The following is a 24,239-nucleotide window of genomic DNA, read 5'->3' on the forward strand; positions in this document are numbered from 1 at the left end:
ATACCTCCAACCGGGCGCACATTTGCCTGACTCGAAACAGGAGAGGTCCCATGACCCTACAACAGATTTCCAGCTTTGCAGCCGGTGAATGGATCACCCCAGATGCAGGCGCCCGCACCATCGCCTCCGCCATCACAGGCGAAGCCTTTGCCACAGCAGGCAACAGCTCACTCGATGTGCAGGGCATGTTGGATTACGCCCGCACAGTGGGTGGCCCCGCCCTGCGCAAAATGACATTCCATGAGCGCGCCAAGATGATCAAAGCACTGGCCAACGCTTTGGGTGCGCAGAAACAAGCGCTCTACGATCTCAGCTTTAACACCGGCGCGATTCAAAGCGATCACATGATCGATATCGACGGCGGCATCGGCACCATGTTTGTGTTTGCCTCCAAAGGACGTCGTGAAATGCCCGATGGCCACGTCTATCTGGACGGCGATCTGGAACAACTCAGCCGCAATGGCACTTTCCTTGGTCAGCACGTTTGCACCCCGCTGCAGGGTGTGGCCGTACATATCAACGCATTCAACTTCCCGGTCTGGGGTATGTTGGAAAAACTGGCCCCCACTTTGCTGGCCGGTGTCCCAGCTATCGTCAAACCCGCCACCAACAGCTGCTATGTGACCGAGCTGGCCGTGAAAATCATGCTGGACGCAGGCATCCTGCCACCCGGCGCACTGCAACTGGTCTCGGGCGGTCTGGGCGATATGCTCGATCATCTCGGCATGCAGGACGTGGTCAGCTTTACCGGTTCAGCCAATACCGCGCTGATGCTGCGGTCAAACCCGGTGATCCTGAACAACGCCGTGCGCTTTGTGGCCGAACAAGACAGCCTGAACGCATCCATTCTGGGTCCTGACGCTGAACCCGGCACCCCCGAGTTCGATCTGTTTATCAAAGAAGTCAGCCGCGAGATGACCGCCAAAGCCGGTCAAAAATGTACCGCCATTCGCCGCATCATCGCACCCGAAACCACCACGCAAGCGGTGATCGAAGCCCTGTCCGCACGTCTGGCAAAAATCACCATCGGTGATCCGCGTCTGGACAGCACCCGTATGGGTGCGCTGGTGTCTAAGGGTCAAAAACAGGACGTGCTGGAAAAGGCCGCGATCCTTGGCCAAGAGGCCGAGCGCGTCTTTGGCGACCCCGAGAACTTTGAGGTCAAAGGTGCCGACAAAGACAAAGGCGCATTCCTGCCGCCCATGTTGTTCCATTGCGCCGATCCCGACAACGCGCAGCGGGTCCACGACACCGAAGCCTTCGGCCCCGTCTCTACCGTCATGGGTTACCGCGATCTGGACCATGCCATCGCGTTGGCCAACCGCGGTCAAGGATCGCTCGTGACCTCGGTCATCACCCACGATCCCACCGTTGCCCGCGACGTGGTTTTGGGTTCGGGCGCCTATCACGGTCGGATCTACATCAACAATCGCGACTCGATGAAGGAATCCACCGGTCACGGCTCTCCCCTGCCCCACATGGTGCATGGCGGCCCCGGTCGCGCCGGTGGCGGCGAAGAAATGGGCGGCGTACGCGGTGTAAAACACTACATGCAGCGCACCGCGATCCAAGGCTCGCCTGAAATGCTGACCGCCATTGGCGAACGCTGGGTTCCCGGCACACCTGAAATCAAAGCCACCGCGCACCCGTTCACGCGCAAATATGGTGAGTTGTCGATTGGTGAAACGCTGAACACGGCATCGCGCACAGTTACTTTGGACGACATCGAACTGTTCGCCAAATTCACCGGCGACACGTTTTATGCCCACATGGATGACGAGGCCGCCAAGCGGAACCCGTTCTTTCCCGGTCGTGTTGCGCATGGTTATCTGCTGCTCAGCTTTGCTGCGGGTCTGTTCGTGGAGCCCAACGAAGGCCCTGTTCTGGCCAACACCGGCCTTGATAATCTGCGCTTTATGAAACCCGTCAGCGCGGGCGACAGCATCAAGGTGCGTCTCAGCGTCAAGAAAAAGACCCAGCGCACCGATGAATATGGCGAGGTCCGCTGGCACGTCACCCTCACCAATCAGAATGATGAAATGGTCGCAGAATACGAACTGTTGACTATGAACGCCTACTGACCAACGAGAGGGCCCTGATACACCTCAGGGCCCTCACTTGCTGTCAAAGGTTGAAACCTATTGACCTATAGCTCTGCGTTCACGCTATGAACCGCGAACCTGAAGCCAGATAAAGCCATCTAGTAAAGGATGTAGATGGAACTGGTTTCTGCCTAGTCGATGCCGACACCAATATCGAACGTGACCGGCTGCGCCCCTGCATTGACCACTTCTACAATATGATCCCCCGACTGCCAGAGTTGGCCACGATACGGTTTTTCAGACGAAATCAGATCCAACAGCATCGATCCATCGGGATTGAAAATCTTGTAATCAAGGGCCCCACCGCGAGACCCGACATCCACATTCAGAAACTGCCCATCGCTGGCACCAAGAATGTAGCGTACCGAAGTGCCGGATTGAAGCGTCCCGCTTGTGGCCATGCCACTCTCTCCTGCTGCGAATTTAACCCGCTGTTCGCCGGACACGGTGTCAGCCGATACCGCCCCCTCATCGCCAACACGCCTCAGATCTGCGACCTCCGGACCAGACCAGACGATGCATTCATACATAACACCGTTCCCATCACGCAAACGCACCATGATCGCTGCTTCGCTGAACTCTTGCCCCAACACCTCGCCACCCACGTTTCCAAAACGCGAGGTCAACTCATCAATGCAGGCATTCGCTTCATCAGAGATATCGGCAAGCGCTGGCATGGGCAGAAACAGAAAAGGTAAGAGGAATTTCTTTAGCATTGTTAGATCCACATCATTCAAAGTGTTTCATTAAAACGGAAAGGATCACCCAGTCTTAGGCCTGACTTGACCTCTAATCGCCGGGTCCCCTCTCGGCCTTTTCCATAATGAAAGGTAGTTCAGGCTGATTTTTCCGTTTCACGATATGTTGCTAGTTTAGAGCGATAGACAAATATTTCAATTTTTGCGGCTCGCTTGATGAGCGCCGAGTTCAGGTTAGCCTTGTGGAGCAGCGCAGCACCCACCCAGCCCTATTTGAGAGTCAGCTACCAAGATTAGCCTGGCAAAGGCATGACTTGTCTCTTAAAGATGTCCGCTTTTCTCATGGCGCCCGGCGACGGTGCACCTTAAACTATGGGTATGACGACCCAAAACATCTGGTTTCAAACCTCTGTCACCCGCCTGACCGATCCGCAAAACCAGCGGGTCTGGTCCTTGATCGTGTCCCTGTTTGGTGATCTGGCCCAACAGCCCGGCGATCGTATCTCTGGCGGGGCGTTGACCCGGATCATTCAGCCCATGGGTATCAAACCCGAGGCCATGCGCGTTGCCCTGCATCGCCTGCGCAAAGATGGTTGGATCGAAAGCACCCGTTCGGGGCGGGCCTCAGTGCATTTCCTGACCGACTTTGGCCGCGCCCAATCCGCCAAAGTCACCCCTCGCATCTATAATCGCGCGCCAGAAATCCCGAAAGACTGGCACATCCTGATCGCCGAAGACGGCCCCGGCATTCATACACTGGATGACCTGTTGCTGGCCGAGAATTACATAAGCATCGGGCGCACTGTCGCCCTAGGCTCTGGCCCGCTGCCCAAGAACTGCGATGATCTGGTCGCATTCGAAGCCACCGCACGATCAGTGCCCGATTGGTTGAAAACCCGGCTCTGCCCCCCCGACCTGATCCTTGCCTGCAAGGACCTGCGCGACGCGGCAAAAAGCGTGACCCAAAACCGGCCACAAGACGCACATCCAACCGCGTGGGAAATCGCCGCTCTGCGCACGCTTCTAATCCACCGCTGGCGGCGTGTGGTCCTGCGCCATCCCGGCCTGCCGCGCGCCTTTTTCCCGAGCGGCTGGGCCGGCCCCGATTGCCGGTTCGAGGTTTTCCGCCTGCTGGACACCCTTTCCTTTCCGACACTGGACGCCCTGAACAAGCTGGACTAAGTCTTGCTGCGTGACAGAAACCGCCGGGATCCGATCCCCAAGCCATTGCGGAGACAACCGTCAAATGACCATCCTCCTGTCTGTTTTGGGCACGTTAACGGTACTTCTGCTAGCAGGCCTGACCCTGTCCTTTTTCTGGACGCGCAAACTGGCACGGTTGGGGGAAGTCCTCACGCCGCAAGCCGGTCAGACCCAAATTGTACAAGACGGGTCGATCCATTATGTCGAGGCAGGGAACCCTAAAAAACAGACGCTGGTGCTGATCCATGGGTTGTCCGGGCAATTGCAGCACTTCACCTATGGCCTCGTCAAACGCTTGTCCCAGGATCACCACGTCATCGCGTTGGATCGTCCTGGCTGCGGGTACTCCACACGTGCCTCAGACGACCTTGCCACACTGCCCGAACAGGCCCGCATGATTGCCGAGTTCCTGACCCTTAAAGAGGTCAAAGACCCCGTTCTGGTCGGGCATTCTTTAGGCGGCGCAGTGGCGTTGGCCATCGCATTGGACAATCCCCGCTGGATTGCCGGATTGGCCCTGCTTGCCCCCCTGACCCACCCGCTGTGCGGTGCCCCTGACGTGTTCAAACCGCTGCAGATCCGCTCACCCTTTGTGCGCCGCGCCTTGGCCAACACAATCGCCGTCCCGATGGCCCAGCACACGGCCTCAGCCGCGCTGACCGCCGTATTTGCCCCGGAACCCTGCCCCGAGGATTTCCTCGACCGGGCCGGCGGCGCGCTTGGCCTCCGCCCCAAGGCGTTTGTCGCCGCTTCGGCCGATGCGGTCGGCGCCGATAACAGCATCGAACAGCAATCCAGTCGCTACGACGAACTGCGCACCCCCGGCGCCATCCTGTTCGGCACCGACGACGCAATCCTCCCGATCACCGAACAAGGCCTGTCGATGGAACAATACGGCCTGCGCTGCGAAAAATTGGACGGCCTAGGGCATATGCTGCCCATCACCGCGCTGGACGATTGCGAAGGGTTTATTCGCGGCGTTTCCGTCTCAACCCGCCTGCCAGCCAGCCTCTCATCGTAACCATCAAAGGTCCTCAACCAGCAGCCAAAATTTTTCTACACAAAATGTGAGATTCAGCGACGGATGCCCTTGACCCGCCCTGCGCTGTCGCTTAAATCGCCCCTCACACCATGGCGGTATAGCTCAGTTGGTTAGAGCAGCGGAATCATAATCCGCGTGTCCGGGGTTCAAGTCCCTGTACCGCCACCACTTCCCCCCGATGAAAATAGAAAATGTGTCAGTTCGCTCTCATAGGAACTGTAGAGCTCTGCTTTAGCAGCACGCTAGCTTATGAATTATTGTAAACTAGCTTCTGGATGAAAATTTTCATTTACCAATCCCCTAACAGGCTACAGCCGTAACACCGTTGGGATATCCGCAGCGGCTCATTCTCGACTGAAGGCTTACAACAGCCCAAAGCGGTCATGACGGTCCCACACTTCGGCGGAATCCGCTCTTTCCCTGCAGGCGCGATTTAACAACCAAAGCGCTACCGAAGCCGACTCTCAAGGTCCCTTTTACTAAACCAACACATCAAACGAGGTACGACCTAACACTTCGAAAACCGCGCTACCCAGCCAAGATGGCGAATAACTCGCGCGCTGCTGCTTGATCATCAGGACAGTCCCCATCGGCGATGCTTTGGTGGACAGGGGTAAGAACGGCAATGGCTTCTGCAAACCGGCCTTGTGCTTGCCAAAGGCGGGCGAGATCAATGGCAGCGCGCAATTCCCAGAGTTTTCCACCTTGTTGCCGGGCAACGTTGAGGGCGTTGCCGAGATATTTCTCGGCGGTCTTTGTGTCGTCAACATCTAGGGCTATCGCCGCTTGTAATCTGTGGAGGCTGGACAAGGCGACGTTCTCGCCTGTGTCCTGGACCATGTCCTGCGCCACAGCCGCCAGATCGACAGCGTAGTTACGATGACCCATCTTCAGAACTGATCGGGCAAAATCAATGTGAAGGTGGGATGTATTTGTTTTGAACTTTGTGGTGGCAAGTTTCTCATGCGCCTTGCGGTACCTTTCGATGCTGGTCTCATCACCATTTTGCGCCGCCATGATTTCAGTCAAGACTGGTAAAAAGGCCAGCCATAGTCCTAGATCGTGTTCATGAGCAATCGGTGCCAGTTCGTTCAGGCATCGCTCTACGTCGGGGCCGTCCCCGGATATCAGGCTGTATAGGGGACGCATCCCCAAGACATAACTGATTGTCGGAATATGACCGGTTGATTTAGCGACGTTTTCTGCGTCGTCCATGTGAGCATTGGCGCGGATTGTCTGTCCTAAAACCAGCAAGTTCAGTGCTCTGAACAGGTGGGCCGTTACGCCGATATCCTGTCCGAATTGGCTGGCGAGCCCCGCGTGTACAACAGGATCATAGTTTGCAAAGGCGACATTCAAATATCGATCGGACTGTGCATAACTCCCGATGAACCAGTGCGAGGCACCCGCAACCCGATTGGCAACCACCATTGGCGGCGTATTCGGGGAATTTTCAGTAAGCTCGACAAGGGCCTCCGCGCTGCGTAACGCCTCCGCGTGTTGCCCTCTGGTTCCCGCACTAACCCATAATCCGTAGAGGATTGAATAACGCATCGGGGTCTCGCCGACCTTGTTAGCCATGGCCAAAGCCTTTGCGAAGGCCTCTAGTGTTTCGTCAGCCGCGTGACCCTTGCGGGAGAGAAAGGCCATACTGAGTGGCACTTGCAGAGCAAGCGCGCGTTCAAACGACGGGATATCGTTGTTTTCCAATTGGGGTGCGATCAATGTCATCGCCCGGCCAAGGTGTGAGATTGCCTCGTCAAACGCCGGTCGTGCGATGGCGGCTTTGCTAGCGATTTCCCACAAATCGATGGCGCGGTCTGTCAGGTTCGCAGCCTCTGCGTGAACGGCGAGAACCTCGGTGGCGGTGTCAGCGTCAACCTCTAGTGCGGTCAGGATGCGGGTGTGGATTGCGCGGCGTCGTTCTTTCAGCAGGCTTTCATAAGCGGCGTCACGGACCAGCGCGTGCTTAAACAGATATGTCGCCTCGGGCGGCAGGCCGCGCCGGTAAACCAGCTCAGCTGCGATCAAAGCTTCCATAGCTTCGGACAATTCGGCGTCTGGCAGGAGTGCGATTTTCGAAAGCAACCCGTGGCTGAACTCCCGCCCAATACAAGCGGCGGTCTGCGCAACCTCTTTGATCGGCTGCAGTCTGTCGAGCCGTGCCATCAGACTGTCATGCAGCGTGGCGGGGATCGCGATGGAGCTGAGCGGGCCATCTAGCACTAAACGGCCACCTTCTTCCGTGAGTGCGCCGGATTCGAGGATCGTCTTGGTCAACTCTTCGACGAACAACGGCACACCATCGGTGCGTTGTGCGATAATCTCCATGATCTCATTGGGCAACGCCTTGCCGCCGGTCAGTTTCGCCACGATTGAGCCTATTTGCTCTTTGCCCAGACGGTTCAATACGAACTTTGTGACAATGGGATGCCCACCAAAGCCATACTCGAATGTCGGGCGGGCTGTTGCGAGAATCATGATTGGCTGATCGGTGATCTGATCCAACAGGATGTCCAGCAGCTCCTGCGATGTTGGATCGACCCAGTGTAGGTCTTCGTAGACCAGCAGAACCGGTTTATCTTGCGCCTGCTGCACCAGCAGCCCAGCCAGCGCTTTCATCGTCTGTGCGCGCTGCTGGGCTGGTGTCATGTCCAACGCGCCATACCGAGCCTCGCCGTTAAGCTCGAGTAGTGGGGCCATCAGCCGCAGTGTATCCTGATCAGTGCCAAGAAGCTTTTCTAGCTTATCCAACCGTACATCGGGACTGTCTGATGGCGCGAACCCTGCTGCGAAAGACATTTGCTGCGTAACTGGGTAGAAAGCACTGTCGGCGTGATAGGGTGAGCACTGGAAGGTGATCCGAGTGTGATCGTAATTGGCGACTTCGTCGATGACCGCCTGCGTGATACGCGATTTACCTATGCCTGCCTCACCGCTGACAATTGCCATTTGACCTTGGCCGGATCGGGCCAACGCCCAACGCTCGGTCATCAACTCGATCTCACGCTCACGCCCGACAATGGGCGTCATCTCGCCGGACTGACGAGCGGCGAATCGGCTTTGGACAGAAGCATCACCCTCCACCAGGTAAGCGTCGACGGGACCGCTGATGCCTTTCAAGTCTTGCCCGCCGAGGGCGGAAAGATCAAAGATCGTGCCCAACAGTCGTCGCGTTTCCTTGGCGACCACCAGTTGGTTCAGGCCCGCGACGCCTTGAAGACGCGCGGCGAGGTTTGGCGTTTTGCCCACAACCGCCGCCTCTTGCGTTGCACCGCTGCCGATTAGATCACCGACGATGACGACACCGGTTGCGATGCCGACGCGGGTGGACAGGGGCAATCCGTTGGGGGTTTTGGTTTTTTTGATGGCATCGATGATCGACAGACCGGCCCGCACCGCGCGTTCAGCGTCATCCTCGTTGGCGCGTGGCCAGCCAAAATAACACAACACACCATCACCCATAAACTTAGCAACAAATCCCTCATAGCGGCTGACGACACCGGCCACCGTGTTCTGGTAACTAGTGATGACATCACGCATGTCTTCGGCGTCCATCCGCGTTGCCATCTCGGTGGAGCCGACAAGATCAACAAACATGACGGTGAGATGGCGGCGTTCAGCGTCAGATTGTGCTGAGGTTGCCTCCGGAGGCGTTGCAGCAATGGGGCTTTCAACTTGAGGCTTACTGGCTGTTTGGCTCACTTCGCCCAGTCGTTTGATCGCGCCCCATATCTTTTTACGAGGACCGAGCGGCAATCCGAGTTCTTTCAGATCGTCTTCTTCAATATCGGAGAGCGTAGAAAAGTCGATTTCAGCTTCAACAAACAAAGGTGCATGCTTCGCCAACCCAAGCTCGGTCAGCCAATCAACAATGTCACGCATTGGAATCTCCTTGCCAACAACTGTTTATCCCCACGTAACGGACAGCAAGGGTCCTTCGAGAGTATCTGAAATCGGATGGCAAGACAGGGCAAATTTGAGTGGCGCCGCGCGACTGTAGGTAAGGTTGAGCCGACTAGGTGTTGCAAGATGAACGAATGACTGTTCTGGTCAAGCTGCGGTACGGCCTCAGATCGACCGACGATTGGCGGCTGCAGGCCGTCCAAGAAGACGGCCCCTATTTCTAGATTTCAATGGCTTCTGCAATAGCAAGAGCATCCTCAAGCTCGACACCGAGATACCTGACGGTGCTGTCCATTTTAGTATGCCCGAGTAAGAGTTGAACCGCACGAAGATTGCCGGTCTTCTTGTAGATTTGGGTAACCTTGGTCCGCCGCATTGAATGCGTGCCATAGGCGCTGGCCTCTAAACCAATCGACGATACCCAATCTCGCACGATCCGCGCATACTGGCGCGTTGAGATATGTAACCTTTCGTGGAGCCGGCCGGGCCAAAGGTACTCTGAACCTACCATGAGTTCATCCTCCATCCATCTTTCAACGGAGGCCCTAGTTCCTTCAGAAATCTCAAATCGAACGGGTTTCTGTGTCTTGCTCTGCAACACAGAGGCCCGCGCCTTGATTTGACCAGATGCCACCATATCAATAACTTTCATCTTTACCAGATCGCAGCCGCGAAGCTTGCTGTCGATTGCCATATTGAACAAAGCAAGATCGCGGTGGTTCTCGGCGAGTTCGAGCCGAACGCGGATTGCCCAAACGTGTTTTGGCTTCAACGGTCGTTTCTGACCGACGATACGGCCTTTGTTCCAAGCAGGGCGAAGTGCGCGAATGGCAGGTAAGTTTAATGTTCCCATAACTGATCCTCCGATCCGCCATACCCTCCCACAACGACAACTCAACGTTGACGAGGCACCATACCACTGGATTCCTGCGCGTCCTCCGAGGGTCGCTTCGAGCTCAACTTGACCAATGCTGCAATGTTCACGAATGGCAGTTATGCTTCGTCAAACGAACCATCAAATGCAGTGAGGCCATGATCGTTCGACCCAAGAGGCTTCGTTCGGCCACAACTCTTGAGCAGGCAGCAAACTGGTTAGAAGGCCCTATTCCAGGAACGTTGAGCGTACGGCTTCCAATATAGCATCACGTGTTTGTTCCAAATCGGCTTCGGTGATGGCGAGGGAAGGATAGAGTTTCCCAGGGGATTTGAATACGCCATGTTTGCGCAGTGTCGCATTGTACGCTGTGTTTAGTGCTGGCTCATCATGTTTTGCTGACCGATAATCTCGGCACGCAGCCTTGGTAAAAAAGATATCAAACAAGGTTTCATCGCCGCAGATCTGGTGCGGTACACCTGCATTGGTCAGAGCTTTGCTTTGCATGTCTTGAAGGTTTTTGCCTATAGCGCGAAGCCTAGCATAGCTTCCTTTACGGCGTAGGATTTCCATCGTTTTAAGGCCTGCAGCCGCAGCGATCGGGTTGCCAGATAATGTGCCGAGTTGCATAAGCCATTTGTCAGCACCAACAATCGACTTGTCGAAATGCTGCATGATCTCGCCGCTGGCTCCAACAGCAGCAAGAGGGAAACCACCGCCTATGATCTTGCCCAAAGTGCAGATGTCGGGTGTCACTCCGTAACGCTCCTGCGCCCCGCCATAAGCCAAGCGAAATCCGGTGACGATCTCGTCAAAAATCAGAAGGACGCTGTATTTATCGCACAAATCACGCAAGCCCTGAAGGTAACCGGCTGCTGCAGGAATTATCCGCTGCAATGGTTCGGCTATGATGGCCGCGATGTCATCGTTTTCGTTTAAGAGTGCCTCAACCGCCGCCAAATCATTGTACGGCGCGATAAGCACTTGATCAGCAACACCCTGCGGGATACCGGCACTGTCCGGCACCGCTTGAGGGAAATTAACACGGGTAGAAGGAGCAAGGCTCATCTGTGCTTCGGCGCTCATCCCGTGATAACCGCCTTCGAATTTTAGGATCTTGGTGCGCCCCGTGTACGCGCGCGCCAAACGGATAGCGTACATGTCCGCCTCACCACCTGATGCGACAAAGCGCACATGTTCACAACAGGGTACGGCATCCACGATTGCTTCGGCCAGTTCGATCCCTTTGGCATTGTTGGCAAAGAACGTCATGCCTTTGGGTAGTTGCTCTAGCACTGCTTCCATGACTTCGGGATGGCCGTGTCCAAGCAGCATTGGCCCAGAGCCGATGAGATAGTCGATATACTCATTACCGTCTTCATCCCAAACGTGGCTGCCGTCCCCGCGCGCGATTACGATATCTGGGTCAAAATTACCAAAGCCAGCGGCGGGCAAGACGGCGCGCGCGCGGTCAATCCATTCACTTTGCGTTGTCAGCGTCTGCATGGGTCAATCCAGTTCGAGAATGGGCGTGCCGAGAGTTTCAAGATCGGGGGTTACGCCAAGCCCCGCGCCTTCTGGCGGCGCGATGCGGCCATTGATGCGTGTCGGACAATCGGGAGCGATCCGTGGACAGACATAGGACGATAAATCACAAGTATTTATTAACGCGCCTTGCGGGGTCGAGGCCGCGAAGTGCAGCGATGCGGCGGTCACAATATCAGAGCCCCATGAGCATTCAGAACATATTTCGGCGCCGAGATGTACCGACAAATCCCGTGCGCGGCGCATTGCTGAAAGTCCGCCAAATTTGGACAGCTTCAATGCAACCGCGTCGAGCACACCCAGTTCTGCAGCATGTATCAAGGACGCGAGATCAAACGCGCCTTCGTCAATTTTCATTGGCAAGCCGGTCGCCTGTCTTACGGCTGCGCATTCTTCAAGCGTCTTACACGGTTGTTCCAGCATAATGTCGAGGTGTGAAACCGCACGACCCGTTCGCGTGGCGTGCAACTTGGTCGCACCACAATTCCAGTCACCGTAAACCAAGGGTCCATCGCCCACAGCTTCGCGGACTTTAATCAGGCGCTCGGCATCTGCTTGCCAATCCACACCAACACCGAGTTTTACCTGAAACTGGCGGATACCTGTGGCGAACGCTTCAGTTGCGATCCGTGCCATTTCATCTGGGGCAACGCATGTAATCGAATGATAAAGCGGCATATCTACATTTGTGCGTCCACCAAGCAATGCATAAAGCGGTTGTTCGGTTGCCTTCCCAAAAAGATCCCAAAGGGCCATATCAACGATCGATTTTGCGTGAAGATGGCCTTGTAAAAAGCCATCTAACCTACGCATCGCGGCATCAACACCAAAGGGTGAAGTTCCTAGAATTTCGGGGGCCATTTCGGTGATCGCACTGGGCACACCGTCAGCAAATGCAGGCAGATAGTGTGGGATTGGGCAGACTTCACCCCAGCCCTTTAGCCCCATATCTGTTTCCAGGCACAACACGTGTGATTTGACCGTGTCACAGGTTTTACTTTCGGCCATGTAATAGATCTCATGACTGGTTAGGTCGACAGACCATAGCGAGATGCGCTTTACCTTCATGAATAGACCGCCACGGGATCGCCAAGTTCATTTTCGTCAGGGTGCACACCAAGTCCCGGCTCCTCTGGTAAATGTAAATGACCGTCTTTGTTACGTGGGCCACGCCCCCCCGCAATATCGACCGTCAACATATCCTGACAGGCCCAGACAGCGTGACAGTTGGCATCAGGGATCGTTGCCGCCAGATGCAACGCCTCGGTGTCTGCCAGAACTGAACCGCCGGTGGCCATGACAAACATATCGACCCCATGGGCAAGCGCGACGTCTCGCATGCGGGCTGCTTTGGTCAATCCACCAACGCGGTTGAGTTTGATGCCAAATACTTCAGCTATGCCGTCACGCGCGATGCGGGTGGCGTCCTGCAACGTCACAAGTGCTTCGTCGACCGACACAGGTGCTGCATGTTTGCCGGAGATGGCGGCGATATCGTCTAAGGTTTCACAAGGTTGCTCAAACATGACGTTCAGGTCTTCGGTCGCAGACATGACGCGTAGGGCCTGTTGTCGTGTCCAGCCGCGATTGACGTCATAGAGCACAATTTCACCTTCGCGCCGGATGCCTTCAACATCCCGGACACGGACTATATCGCGAGCCACATCGCCACCAATCTTGACCGAATGGGCGATGTATCCGCGCTGCCGATACCGGTCAATCACGGCCCGTGTTTCTTCGACCGTTTTCGCCCCAACCGATGAGGCAATCGGGCGCGGCGTGCGCGATCCACCACCCATCAAATCCGCAATCGAAAGACCTGCGGCTTGTCCCGCAATGTCCCAGCAGGCCATGTCGATGGGGCTTTTGGCATAAAGATGCCCGGGCAAAGCGAGATCCATCACCCGTTCCACTTCCAAGACACGTCGCGGATCAAGGCCCATAATGAATGGCGCCATTGTTTCAAAACCGGCGCGAATGCCCGGCCCGTGAGCAGGCACGTAGGTATGACCCCAGGGCGTTCCTTCCCCCCAGCCTGTGAAGCCTGTATCTGTCTCAACCTTCACAAGCGTAGCATCCAGCTTTTCGAACTTTAGCCGGCCGCCGGAAAGCCAATAAGGGTGTTCAAGTGGCAGATCGACTTGGAAAACAGATATGCGGGTGATTTTCATGGCGTCACCACGATGTTGCCAGCGTGTTCTTTTGCGATAAAGGCTGTTTGCGCTTCACGCAACTCTTCCAATGGATACGTCGCTGACAGTGCCGGTTTAATATCACCATTTTCAATGTACCGGACGAGGTTTGGCATGACTTCGGGGGTAATCACTGTTGATCCCGTGAAAGTTAAATCACGTAGATAAAAAATGCGTAGGTCCAAATCGACCAGTGGCCCCGCAATCGCACCCGAGCAGGTGTAACGACCACCACGTTCGAGAATATCAATCAGTGTCGACCAATAAGAGCCGCCGACAACATCTGCCACGACGGTGATTTTCTCGGCTCCAAGTGCCGTGCGAAGATCATCCGGTGCGCGCGGCAAAATCATATCCGGTCCCAGCGTTTCAACGCCCGCATGTTTCGCATCGGACGCCATAGCGATCACGCGCGCGCCGCGCCGTTTGGCCAGTTGCACCAGCGCGCCACCAACGCCGCCTGACGCACCCGGGATTAAGACGGTGTCGGTGGCGGTTACATGAGCGCGGGTGAGCATCCCTTCGGCGGTGGAATATGAGCACGAGAACGTCGCCAGTTCAGCGTCAGATAAATCGGATTGAATGGCGAGCGCATTGCGCGAAGGCGTCGTCGTGTACTTTGCAAAGCCGCCATCGCGTTCGGACCCAAAGTAGCCTGTTTTGTTCATGTCGTTTGGCGCATCCGCGGCGCGTAACCAACCATCGGTGATGACCCTCTCACCAATGCGTGCAGCATCAACACCTGGACCTACTGCCACGATCTCTCCGCAGACATCCGCGCCTTGAATGCGCGGAAACGTGAGCGGTGCGCCGCCCCAAGTTGGATCATCTTCACCAACCTTTTCAAACGCGCCGCCCGTTGTCGCATCCGTCACGGTTTTGGAGTACCAGCCAGAACGCGTATTCACGTCGGTGTTGTTTAATCCACAAGCGCCGACGCGGATCAGCACTTCATCCGCTTTGGGATCGGGACGTGGCCAATCTGTGTGCAAAACCATTTGATCAACGTCGCCATGGCCCATCGTGACCATCGCTTTCATCGTTTTTGGCAGGGTCATTCTGCCTCCCCTCTTGGTTTTAGACTTTTGGGATCATAAGCGGCTTCAGCCAGGACACGTGCCGCGCGTGAGGATCCCTGGATAATGACCTCAAGTACGGTATCTGGTATTGCGGCTTCTGGTTTGACATAGGCAAATGCAAGGATTTTCCCGACCGTCGGACCATACGCAACTGAGGCTGTGGATCCGACTACTGTACCATTGTGCAACACCGCTTCGCCGCCCTGACCATCTGCAATGCCATCCGGTTCAATTTCAAGGTAGGCGCAAACCCACGGCAGGTCGGTGTTCAACGCTTTGTCGCGACCAAGATAGTCTTTGTCTGTGCGTGCGAAACGCAATACATCCGCTTCGGCCAAGGTGACCTCATTCGTCAATTCCCCCGCACCTTTGAAGCCCTTTTCCATCCGCATCGCATTCATCGCGAATGATCCGTAATCGGCGATACCGTGGGCAACGCCTGCATCCCAAAGGGCGGTGTAGACGTCTAGGCAGGCCGTGACAGGCATGTGGAACTCCCAGCCCAGCTCTCCTGCATAAGACATGCGGAAAGCCCAGATTTCATGGCTCGCTAGGATGATTTGTTGTGCGGTCAGCCAGCGGAAACCGGCATTGGATAGGTCGGCATTAGTACAGTCTGCAAGTACGGTTCGCGCCTTTGGTCCGTTCAGAGATAAGGCAGACCAGATCGCCGAAAGTGCGGTGATCGTAACATCTTCTGTGGTACGTTGTTGCGCGAGGTGGTCAAGCAAGCGCTGTTCAAAGAACGCGGCGCAAACCAGATAGAACTGATCATCTGCCATACGGACAATGGTTGTCTCAAGTTCAATGCGACCGGCGCGGTTAAGCATATGTGTCAGCGTGATCGATCCGACCTTTTGTGGCATTCGATTGGCCGTAAGGCGATCAAGCAGCGCAAAAGCATCCGGCCCCTCAACCAAAACTTTGGTAAAAGCGGTGACATCCATGATGCCTACGCTATCGCGCACAGCTTTTACTTCGGCTGCGACCATGTCATCGACGGGGTTTCGGTTGAATGAATAGTGATCCTCTTGCGCTATGTCCTTTGCAAAAAAGCGCGGGCGTTCAAAACCATAGACTTCCTCATGCACGGCCCCTTTGGAATTTAGCAAGCCATGCAAAGGGGATGGTTTGATCGGACGTCCGGCCAAGCGGTTGAAATGCGGGAACGGGATTTCGTGGCGCAGGCAATAATCCTCTTCGGCCTTAACTACCTGCCAGTCCTTGGTCGCATAACTGCCAAAGCGACGTGGATCATAGTCGCGCATCGAGATATCCGCCGCACCATGCACCATCCAGCGCGCAAGCTCGCGGGTCAGACCCGGACCCCATCCGATGCCAATTTGCGTACCACAACAACACCAATAGTTGCTCACACCGGGTGCAGGGCCAATCAATGGGTTTCCGTCGGGCGGATGGCTGATTGCACCATGCACTTCACGTTGAATGCCCAACTCCGCAAAGATCGGCATGCGGTTCAGGCTTTCTTCTAGGTAGGGCATGACACGGTCATAGTCGGCATCAAACAGCCAGTTTTCATAATCCCAAGGGCATTCGTCATGCCAGACAGAATTTGGGTTTTCCTTTTCGTAGATCCCGATCAATCCCCGTTTTTGTTCCATCCGGATGTAGCCGGAAACTTTTTTGTCATCTCGAATGACGGGGAGTTCTGTTTCCAGCGCTTCAAATTCAGGTACAGGTTCCGTGACGAAGTAGTGGTGCGTCATGGATGTCATCGGCAATTGCAACCCAGACCATTCACCCATTTGGCGCGCATAAGTGCCGCCGGCATTAACAACATGCTCACATGTGATTGTGCCCTTATCGCTCTCTACTTTCCATTCCCCCGATGGCAGCTGCGTAATATTCTTGGCGCGACATTGGCGAATAATTTTTACGCCTTTCTGCCGTGCCCCTGCGGCCATAGCCATCGTCACATTGGTCGGATCAACATGGCCGTCATCCGGTGTGTGCAACGCGCCTAAGACACCGTCGAGATTGTAGAAGGGATGCAGTTGGGCAACCTTTTCTGGTCCAACCAATTCGATATTGAAACCAAGCGACCGACCAACCGAGAGCGTGTGCCGCAGCCAGTCCATCTCATCTTCCGTATAGGCCAAACGAAAAGACCCGCAGCCATGCCACGTAACGGGTTGACCCGTCTCGGCCTCTAAGACGCCGGAATAAAGGCCAATGTTGTAATCGACGCATTTGCCAAGACCAAAGCTGGACGTGGAATGGGTGATCTGACCCGCCGCGTGCCAGGTGCTGCCTGACGTCAACTCTGCCTTTTCTAGTAGAACAGTGTCTGCACCCCAGCCTTCATGACCAAGATGGTAAGCCAAACCGACGCCCATAACGCCACCACCGACGATGACCACACGTGCCTGCGTTGGAATGTTCTGATCCAATACAAAATTCCCAATCTCGAGTCGTTTTTCTCTAGACAGGCTAAGCGGACAAAAATACCATCGTCAACCATGAATGGGACAAATGTATCAAATACGATTCTGGAACGCCTCGCTGGTGAATTGACAGAACTCACACCCGAAGCGCGCAAGGCCGCGACATATGTGCTGGAAAACCCGCGCGACGTCGGGGTTTCAACAGTGCGAGAAATAGCGCAGGCAGCGAATGTAAAGCCAAACACCGTAGTGCGCATGGCGCGCCAAGTCGGGTTTGAGGGGTACGAAGATTTTCGCGCGCCTTTCCGCGACGCTATTCGCCAAGGCGCGGCGGATTTCCCCGATCGTGCACGCTGGTTGCAAGATATCCGCAAGACGGGTGATTTGGGCGGCTTGTACGCTGATATGGTGCAAGGGGCGCTGCGCAACATAGAGGAAACGTTCGATAATATCTCTGCAGATGACCTAAAGGCTGCTGCTGAGGATATTTGGACATCCGATAGCGTTTTTACGTTGGGCGTTGGTGTCAACAATTCAAGCGCGAGCAACTTTACCTATCTTGCGTCGACGGGCATGACCCGATTTTACGCAATCCCCAAGGCCGGTTCGAACCCGATTGATGACCTTGCATGGGCGGACAAGAATGATGTCTTAATTGCAATAACCTGCAGGCCATATCGCTCTGAAGTCGTAGAGGCCGTGCAAACCGCGCGCGCGCAGGGCATGAAAATTGTAGCTATTTCTGACAGCCCGGCTAGCCCAATTATTCAATCCGCGACCCATGGCTTTGTCATTTCCTGCGACACGCCGCAATTTTTTCCATCGTCTGTTAGCACCGTTGCTTTGCTCGAAACGCTGCTCTCTTTTGTCATAGCCGTTGCAAGTGACGAAATCCCTAAACGGGTCGCGACGTTTCACAAACGTCGCCACGCGCTTGGGCTTTATCATGCGGAGGGCTAATGAACGAACCAATCCGATCACTCGCCGCGCGTTATTACACCGACCCAGAGGTTTTCAAGCTAGAGGCCAATGGGTTGCTAGCGCGGACATGGCAGTTTGGCTGCCATGCGTCCGAATTGGCCACCACCGGTGATTACGCATCGTTTGAGATTGCGGGCGAGAGCCTGTTCGCGATCCGTGGGCGCGACGACAAAATCCGAGTGTTCTACAATGTCTGCCAGCACCGTGCTCATCAGTTGGTCAGAGGGTCAGGCACAACTCGTGTTGTGGTCTGCCCTTATCACGCTTGGACCTATGAGCTGACGGGAGAACTGCGTGCCGGGCCAAATATCAACGCAGTCGAGGGGTTTGATAAGTCCAACATCTGCCTGACCGAAGTGCGCACCGAGGTATTCCTTGGTTTTGTTTTTGTAAACCTCGATCCAGACGCGGCCGCGATGGAAGAGTGGTTTCCAAATGTCCGTGTCCAGTTAGAAGAATGGGTGCCCAATTGGACCGATCTAAAACCATTGGAATGGGTGGATATTCCGGAAACCTGCAATTGGAAGGTGTCGGTCGAAAATTACTCTGAATGCTATCATTGTTCGCTGAACCATCCCACCTTTGCGAACGGTGTCGTGAGGCCCGAGACCTATGACATCCAGCCTCAAGGCAAATGCCTACGCCACACAACCGAATGTCAAAATCTGGACGACATGACATATGACGTACATTCAGGTTTTGAGCACCAATACGAATACTCCAGCTGGTTCCTTTGGCCGATGTTCTCGTTTCAGGTGTATCCCGGCAATGTGCTGAACACCTACCATTGGCGCGCGATTGACGCCGATCATGTGGTGGTTTGGCGCGGTTGGTTTTCCGGCGGCGGCATTGAAGACTCCAAGGTCCGCCGACTGGCTGTGCAAGACCGTGAAACCACCGTGCAAGAAGACATCCATTTGGTTGAGTCCGTCCAACGCGGACTTGGGTCACGCGGGTATGTCCCCGGGCCATTAGTTGTCGATCCCAAAGGTGGCGTGAATTCTGAACACCCCGTCATGCACCTACAACGCTGGATGAAGGAAGCGATTGATGACTGATCGTGCAGACGTCAGCGTCTGTTATTCGCTGCAAAGCAACGATTGCTATTTCTTGCTCGACCGTTTTCTGAAGTTACAAAGGTCAGGTGTCACCGTGGACGTGCGACCCATTATTGGCGGTGTCATCCGAGTGCCTGAATTGTTCCAAAACTGCAGCCCGCAGTAGCAGGTCTACTTCAAAACGGATTCGCGAAGAACCGCGGATTTCTTGGGCCTGCCCTATCCCTACCCCAATCCATCGCCGAATGAATTTCGACCGGGCCCTGTTTGGCAAGTTGCGGACCAACAGCCGCGAAATGAATGCCTGGACAGTCTGTTCGTCGGGGCGTGGCAGCAGGACAGATTTGACCAGTTAAACTGGCGCATGACGGAAAGGCAGGCCGTGCAATGATGCCAACGAAATGGACGCCCGCACAAGAACTGCTCCCCCATTAGGTTGGCTTTACACGCCCCTCATTAGACTATCATGCAGCGCCATCCGATTTCTTGCGTATGTAGCCACAAACCGTAGGCGTGCATGGCTGGATGCTGCATGTGCCCAACTACGCGCACGGACTCGTTCAACGTAAACAGGACTTTGGCGTGATGGGTAATTTTGTTCATTTGCATGTCTCGCAATAGCGTCGATGTCCGCGGGCAAGTTGGATCAGACTGGATGCATACCAGCGAGCTAGGCGTCGAGGGCCCTCGCCAACACTGCGCTGATCTATCGGACAAATATGAAACCCGTTTTCACTTGGCTGGGTACGCAATGCTCGAAGCGTTGAGCGCTATGACCATTGAACAAATCACGCTAAACGGTCCCTACCAATGGCCCGACTGGCGGCAAGGCATGGTGGCCAAACTAGGCAGACCGGTCATCGGCCATGACACAGCATAAAGCCGCTGGATTAAAAAAGACATTCAGCTCGCACCAACACCCCCACAACCCTCTCTTGGAGAACCTACATGCATATGATCGTGACCCTTTGAGCCATCCCGCAATCAACCTCTACTGCGTTCGAATGAATGATGCGCCAACGCGGTGATTTTGAATGTTTGTATGACCCCTTCGGCGTAGCATTTTACCAAAGAGAAGATCCCCTTTGGCTATGTTTCAAAGAAGGAGAGAAAATCATAAGGGGCTTGACGATCGAAAGCGCCTGGTCCGATGCTCAACGAATGGGCAGACTTTGATGAACTTGAAGTCGGCTTTCCCGAGCAACGCGCATTGTTTGACTTGCTAACTGCATTAAACGGCGCACCACCACCGGTGATTGACAGCGACGATATGGTGGAAGACCCAGATGCGATGATCGCGGCGTTTTGCGACGCGGTCGGCCCTCCTTTCATTCCCGAAGCGATGACATGGGAACCGGGCGGCGATTCTTCTGCGCATCACTGGTAGGATGGTGAATAATTACGCGCAACCCTTGCCCAATCCACCCGCCTAACGCCGCAAGCGCCCCGCTATGTCGCGCTTACAGACGCCTCTGAATGGGTGCGCCGCCTACATCGCCGTATGCAACCGCATTATAATCACTTCTAACAGCATCGGATCAAACCAGCATGAAGATCTATTGGTTCAACCACATTGACGGTGATTGGGTCGACCGTGTCGTGGCATGGATAGAGGTAATTAGTTCCGGCTCGGGCGAAAATCTCGCTGAACATGCATTGGCTTACGCTGCGAGTGTGGGGCGCGCTGTGATAGCTGCCCAGCGTGTCCCTCATTCAGGCGCGCTGTCTAACCTTAGGCCTATTAAAAGCGGGCGCATGGTACAGGCGATGGGCCTTTGCTGGAACACACTAACGAGATTGCGCCAGTCTTAACGCTAGAACAGGGCAAGCCACTTTGAGAATCTCGCGCCAAGTTTCAGGGTGCTACGCGCTACTTCGAGCAAGATGTCAATCAAGCCGAAACAGTGAATGAGCGCCCAATCCCGCTCGGCAAGAGCTATTTCGACTTTACCACTTACGAACCGTTCGGCGGTTCCGTGCAAATCATCCCGTGGAACTACCCCGTTGAAATGACAGCGCCCTCGCTTTCTGGGGCAATGGAGGCGGTAATGCCGGTGCGATCAAAACGTCGAAACTGACCCCTTGGACCAATGCATGGTTCGCCCATGCAGCTGAAGGAGTTGGCCTCCCCTCTGGTGAAGTGTATATTCTGGGCGGAGCGGGTCATGAGGCCAGTGCGGCCCAGAACGTGGTGCCTAGCGTGCTCGAACTTGACGGAAAATCAGCGGCACAAGGCAAATATCCCAGCTGCTTGCCTTGAAACAACGGCCCTCACAGAGGTCACCCCTGACATGTCGATTGCCAACGACGACGTTTTTGGGCCTGTACTTTCTGTATTGAAATTCAAGGCCGATGACGTTTCCATCAAGATCGCCAACGAAACACCCATTGACCTCGCCGGTGGTGTTTTCACATTGGACGTTGACCTCGCTACCAGCGCAGCAAGACAACTGCGTGCAGGGCAGGTGTTCGTCAACAAATGGTATGCGGGCGGCGTCGAAACGCCATTTGGTGACTATGGCAAATCAGGCTATGGCCGCAACATAGGACGCGAGGCTCTTCGGAACTATGTGCGGACCAAGAACGCTGCAATCAAATTAGGAGGGAGACCCAAGAGTACATTTGATGAGGACTTGTTCCTTATCGGGCTTGAACAACGCAAATCCAAGCTTGGTGTAGACTACGTGGAACAGAACCTCGCCGTCACAGACGACTTCACGCAACCTTTTCAAGAGGCGATGACGGCATGTGGCTTTGGCTGGGGCGACGATGTGATCGTTGCCAAGAGTCGCTCTGTGATGAATTTATCGATGATCGGCGCATTGAGGAAGATGCGCGAATGGGAAATTCATTGCCGTGGTGCAAGCTACAATGGCTTCACCCTCGATGAAGTTCACGCCATTATTCACGTGACCTGAATCTAATGTGGCGTGCCACCGCGTTGGAGTGCTTTCGCAGATTCGCGCAAGGTGCTAGAGAAATCCTAGTCCAATTTAGTGTGTACTGAACGTACTATGGCTTGATTTACTGGATCGAGGCTACAGGTAGGAATAAGCAATATTCCCGGCAACGGAAGTAAGTGATGAATAGTAGCCACTCCCAAAAATGTCTCGATTGGCAGCAAAGTCTGCGATCCAGGCCTTCGCCAGCATCAGAGGTGAGCAGCCGCAGCGAAAATCCGCAATACGGGCTTCAATCGCGGCATTCAAAGACGTCTTTCAAGGACGGCTAAGGGCCGGATGGACGCACCTATTGAATTTGAGTAGTGTCGCCAGTTAACAAAATCGGTTTCGAGATCATGATGGCAGTGAGGCACTCCAATTGAAGGGCCCAATCGTCACATAACTGCAGGATCAGCCTCACTCCTCATTTTACTATTTGAGAATGTGAGCCTAAAAGCAGCAAACTGTCTGGCGAATGACGTCCACCAAACTTTAATATAGGCGTCCCCATGGTCACCAAATCGAAGCTGCATCCCCGTAATCAACACTCAGAGGGCTACGATTTCGTGCGTTTGATGGCGCAGACCCCTGAGCTTGAGGCCTTCACTGTCAGTAACCCAGTGGGTCAGACGACGATTGATTTTCAAGACGTGAATGCAGTCCGTATGCTTAATCGAGCTTTGCTAAAGACGCATTATGGTATTGATTTCTGGGGTATTCCCGCTGGCTACTTGTGCCCACCAATTCCTGGCCGGGTCGACTACATCCACTACCTCGCAGACTTGCTTGCAGACAGTAACAATCAAGACATCCCGCGGGGACGTCATATTAAGGTCTTGGACATCGGCACAGGTGCGAGCTTGGTGTACCCCCTTACAGGTCAGAGCGAATACGGCTGGCACTTCACTGGCGTCGATATCGATGCAGGTGCGATCAAGTCGGCACGGCAAATTTGCGAGTTCAACAAATTGGCAATTACCCTTAGGCGACAAAGTAAACGTGAGAATATTTTTCGCGGTGTGATCCAGCCTAACGAAGCTTTTCATCTGACCATGTGCAATCCACCTTTTCACGGGTCTCTCGAGAAAGCGAACAAGGGTACTCAACGTAAATGGGCGAACCTTGGAAAAGGGCGTTCAACAAAACTCAACTTTGGTGGTCGAAATGCTGAGCTTTGGTGTCCCGGCGGCGAGATACAGTTTATTGCCCGCATGGTTGAACAGAGCATTGAGTTCGCCGACCAATGCCTGTGGTTTACCTCGTTGGTGTCGAAAAAAGACAACCTCCAGCCTCTCTCCCGAATTCTGAAAAGAGCGAGGGTTGCTGATTATAAAGTCGTGGAAATGGCACAGGGGCAGAAAACAAGTCGTTTTATTGCTTGGACTTACACTAGGAAAAAACATCATTCCCTATTTGCAAAGAGAGCTTCGGCATAGAGGTCCTTAGTCAAAGCGCTGAAACGCAGCAATAACCGCATAACTGCCCGTCAGCTCTAAATCTCGCTGTGACCCCAAGGTGAAAGCCGGGCTCTGCAAGAGGCGCTATTTGCAATATCTCGATCTTTCTGGACAGCGAGCAAGTGGCGGTTTGCTCACCATCAATTTTTTCAAACGGCCTCTAAACCTTCTTTCAAGAGCGCACCAAATGAGCGTGCTGCTGCGATTGCCCGCGCCTGTTACCAGCTGCAGCGGATCGGTCCACCAGGCCATCAAGCCCGACGGTACTTTCCAACAAACCGGCCCCGGTGATCCCTCACCAAAGCCGCTTGTCAAGATGTCACTCAAAGATGTGGATCAGCGTACCACATGCACCGCGCATTTGGCGTGGCGCACCACATGGGCGGCTGTGGACCCTAGGATCACGTCCTGTAACTCTGGGCGATGGGACGCCAGAATGATCAGGTCCGGGTTGTTCTCAGACGACCAATCCAGAATGGTTCGCCCCGAATGCCCCTCGACAACAATGCCCACTGCATTTGGCAACTTAGCTGCCATTTCATCCAGTTCTCGCTGCACCGCAGCCCGTGCTTCGGACAGATAATCCGCAGGCATATAGGTGATTGCATAGGCTGGTATGTGTTCCACCACATGCATTAGCGTGATTTTGGCATCTGGCGTCGCCAAGAGCTGTGCCAGCTTCAGCGGAGCGGTGGTATCCCGCTCGGCGTCAAAGGAAATAGGAACAAGAATATTGTGATACATCAGTCGCGCCT

The 24,239-nt window shown here is 54.7% G+C and carries 20 protein-coding genes, 1 tRNA gene and 1 pseudogene; 12 read left to right on the plus strand and 10 right to left on the minus strand.

Features of this window, described 5'->3' with window-relative positions:
* The first annotated feature begins 50 nt into the window (after nt 1-50).
* The gene (paaZ, locus tag ABWV33_RS07535) at nt 51-2,081 is read left to right on the plus strand and encodes a phenylacetic acid degradation bifunctional protein PaaZ (protein ID WP_353329813.1); all 2,031 of its coding nucleotides are present in this window, start codon (nt 51-53) and stop codon (nt 2,079-2,081) included.
* 152 nt (nt 2,082-2,233) lie between these two features.
* On the opposite strand, the gene ABWV33_RS07540 is transcribed toward paaZ, so the two are convergent.
* Complete coding sequence (locus ABWV33_RS07540) at nt 2,234-2,818, minus strand: hypothetical protein (RefSeq protein ID WP_353329815.1); 585 nt, start codon at nt 2,816-2,818, stop codon at nt 2,234-2,236.
* Nucleotides 2,819-3,178: 360 nt separating this feature from the next.
* On the opposite strand from ABWV33_RS07540, the gene ABWV33_RS07545 reads away from it, so the two are divergent.
* The 3 genes from ABWV33_RS07545 to ABWV33_RS07555 all read left to right on the plus strand — a co-directional run bounded on the left by ABWV33_RS07545 (nt 3,179) and on the right by ABWV33_RS07555 (nt 5,213).
* Nucleotides 3,179-3,982 (plus strand): PaaX family transcriptional regulator C-terminal domain-containing protein, encoded by an 804-nt coding sequence (locus tag ABWV33_RS07545; RefSeq protein ID WP_113825319.1) that lies wholly within the window; start codon nt 3,179-3,181, stop codon nt 3,980-3,982.
* Nucleotides 3,983-4,046: 64 nt separating this feature from the next.
* A complete protein-coding gene (locus ABWV33_RS07550; RefSeq protein ID WP_353329817.1) occupies nt 4,047-5,024 on the plus strand; it encodes an alpha/beta fold hydrolase in 978 nt (325 codons plus the stop codon).
* A 112-nt stretch (nt 5,025-5,136) separates the two neighbouring features.
* Nucleotides 5,137-5,213, plus strand: a tRNA-Met gene (locus tag ABWV33_RS07555).
* A 360-nt stretch (nt 5,214-5,573) separates the two neighbouring features.
* Here ABWV33_RS07555 and ABWV33_RS07560 read toward each other — a convergent pair.
* From ABWV33_RS07560 to ABWV33_RS07590, 7 genes are all read right to left on the minus strand, one after another.
* The gene (locus ABWV33_RS07560) at nt 5,574-8,930 is read right to left on the minus strand and encodes an adenylate/guanylate cyclase domain-containing protein (RefSeq protein WP_353329819.1); all 3,357 of its coding nucleotides are present in this window, start codon (nt 8,928-8,930) and stop codon (nt 5,574-5,576) included.
* Nucleotides 8,931-9,171: 241 nt separating this feature from the next.
* On the minus strand, nt 9,172-9,804 hold the full coding sequence (locus ABWV33_RS07565) for a tyrosine-type recombinase/integrase (protein WP_353329821.1): 633 nt from the start codon (nt 9,802-9,804) through the stop codon (nt 9,172-9,174).
* A gap of 249 nt (nt 9,805-10,053) precedes the next feature.
* Nucleotides 10,054-11,331 (minus strand): aspartate aminotransferase family protein, encoded by a 1,278-nt coding sequence (locus tag ABWV33_RS07570; protein ID WP_353329823.1) that lies wholly within the window; start codon nt 11,329-11,331, stop codon nt 10,054-10,056.
* A gap of 3 nt (nt 11,332-11,334) precedes the next feature.
* A complete protein-coding gene (locus ABWV33_RS07575; RefSeq protein ID WP_353329825.1) occupies nt 11,335-12,438 on the minus strand; it encodes a mandelate racemase/muconate lactonizing enzyme family protein in 1,104 nt (367 codons plus the stop codon).
* The gene (locus tag ABWV33_RS07580; protein ID WP_353329827.1) at nt 12,435-13,541 is read right to left on the minus strand and encodes a mandelate racemase/muconate lactonizing enzyme family protein; all 1,107 of its coding nucleotides are present in this window, start codon (nt 13,539-13,541) and stop codon (nt 12,435-12,437) included. Before ABWV33_RS07580 ends, ABWV33_RS07575 begins: the two co-directional genes overlap by 4 nt.
* A complete protein-coding gene (locus ABWV33_RS07585; protein WP_353329829.1) occupies nt 13,538-14,620 on the minus strand; it encodes an alcohol dehydrogenase family protein in 1,083 nt (360 codons plus the stop codon). The genes ABWV33_RS07580 and ABWV33_RS07585 overlap by 4 nt, the downstream gene beginning before the upstream one ends.
* Nucleotides 14,617-17,052 carry an FAD-dependent oxidoreductase gene (locus ABWV33_RS07590; protein ID WP_353329831.1) on the minus strand — a complete coding sequence of 812 codons (2,436 nt, stop codon included), beginning with the start codon at nt 17,050-17,052 and terminating at the stop codon, nt 14,617-14,619. Before ABWV33_RS07590 ends, ABWV33_RS07585 begins: the two co-directional genes overlap by 4 nt.
* Before the next feature lie 69 nt (nt 17,053-17,121).
* On the opposite strand from ABWV33_RS07590, the gene ABWV33_RS07595 reads away from it, so the two are divergent.
* From ABWV33_RS07595 to ABWV33_RS07605, 3 genes are read left to right on the plus strand one after another with little or no spacing between them, the layout of a single operon-like run.
* Complete coding sequence (locus ABWV33_RS07595) at nt 17,122-18,006, plus strand: MurR/RpiR family transcriptional regulator (protein ID WP_353329833.1); 885 nt, start codon at nt 17,122-17,124, stop codon at nt 18,004-18,006.
* Complete coding sequence (locus ABWV33_RS07600; RefSeq protein WP_113825328.1) at nt 18,006-19,085, plus strand: aromatic ring-hydroxylating oxygenase subunit alpha; 1,080 nt, start codon at nt 18,006-18,008, stop codon at nt 19,083-19,085. The genes ABWV33_RS07595 and ABWV33_RS07600 overlap by 1 nt, the downstream gene beginning before the upstream one ends.
* Nucleotides 19,078-19,251, plus strand: a complete 174-nt coding sequence (locus ABWV33_RS07605) for a hypothetical protein (RefSeq protein ID WP_353329835.1) — start codon at nt 19,078-19,080, stop codon at nt 19,249-19,251. The genes ABWV33_RS07600 and ABWV33_RS07605 overlap by 8 nt, the downstream gene beginning before the upstream one ends.
* Nucleotides 19,252-19,541: 290 nt before the next feature.
* Here the strand turns inward: ABWV33_RS07605 and ABWV33_RS07610 are convergent, their stop codons facing one another.
* Complete coding sequence (locus ABWV33_RS07610; RefSeq protein ID WP_353329837.1) at nt 19,542-19,688, minus strand: hypothetical protein; 147 nt, start codon at nt 19,686-19,688, stop codon at nt 19,542-19,544.
* Between the two features lie 52 nt (nt 19,689-19,740).
* On the opposite strand from ABWV33_RS07610, the gene ABWV33_RS07615 reads away from it, so the two are divergent.
* The 5 genes and pseudogenes from ABWV33_RS07615 (at nt 19,741) to rlmF (ending at nt 23,463) form a co-directional block, all read left to right on the plus strand.
* A complete protein-coding gene (locus ABWV33_RS07615; protein ID WP_353329839.1) occupies nt 19,741-19,965 on the plus strand; it encodes a hypothetical protein in 225 nt (74 codons plus the stop codon).
* Between the two features lie 270 nt (nt 19,966-20,235).
* Nucleotides 20,236-20,472 carry a sulfotransferase-like domain-containing protein gene (locus ABWV33_RS07620; RefSeq protein WP_353329841.1) on the plus strand — a complete coding sequence of 79 codons (237 nt, stop codon included), beginning with the start codon at nt 20,236-20,238 and terminating at the stop codon, nt 20,470-20,472.
* 514 nt (nt 20,473-20,986) lie between these two features.
* Nucleotides 20,987-21,163 (plus strand): annotated as a pseudogene (locus ABWV33_RS07625) (aldehyde dehydrogenase family protein); the annotation flags it as partial.
* A gap of 213 nt (nt 21,164-21,376) precedes the next feature.
* Nucleotides 21,377-22,003 carry a carboxymuconolactone decarboxylase family protein gene (locus ABWV33_RS22420; protein ID WP_502930900.1) on the plus strand — a complete coding sequence of 209 codons (627 nt, stop codon included), beginning with the start codon at nt 21,377-21,379 and terminating at the stop codon, nt 22,001-22,003.
* Nucleotides 22,004-22,536: 533 nt separating this feature from the next.
* Entirely contained in the window at nt 22,537-23,463 is a 927-nt protein-coding gene (rlmF, locus tag ABWV33_RS07640; protein WP_353329843.1) for a 23S rRNA (adenine(1618)-N(6))-methyltransferase RlmF, read from the plus strand.
* A 357-nt stretch (nt 23,464-23,820) separates the two neighbouring features.
* Here the strand turns inward: rlmF and ABWV33_RS07645 are convergent, their stop codons facing one another.
* Nucleotides 23,821-24,228, minus strand: coding sequence for a universal stress protein (locus ABWV33_RS07645; RefSeq protein ID WP_113825331.1), 408 nt, complete (start codon nt 24,226-24,228; stop codon nt 23,821-23,823).
* Nucleotides 24,229-24,239 lie beyond the last annotated feature (11 nt).

Source organism: Phaeobacter sp. NW0010-22 (genome assembly GCF_040365955.1).
Taxonomy (GTDB): Bacteria; Pseudomonadota; Alphaproteobacteria; order Rhodobacterales; family Rhodobacteraceae; genus OMPR01.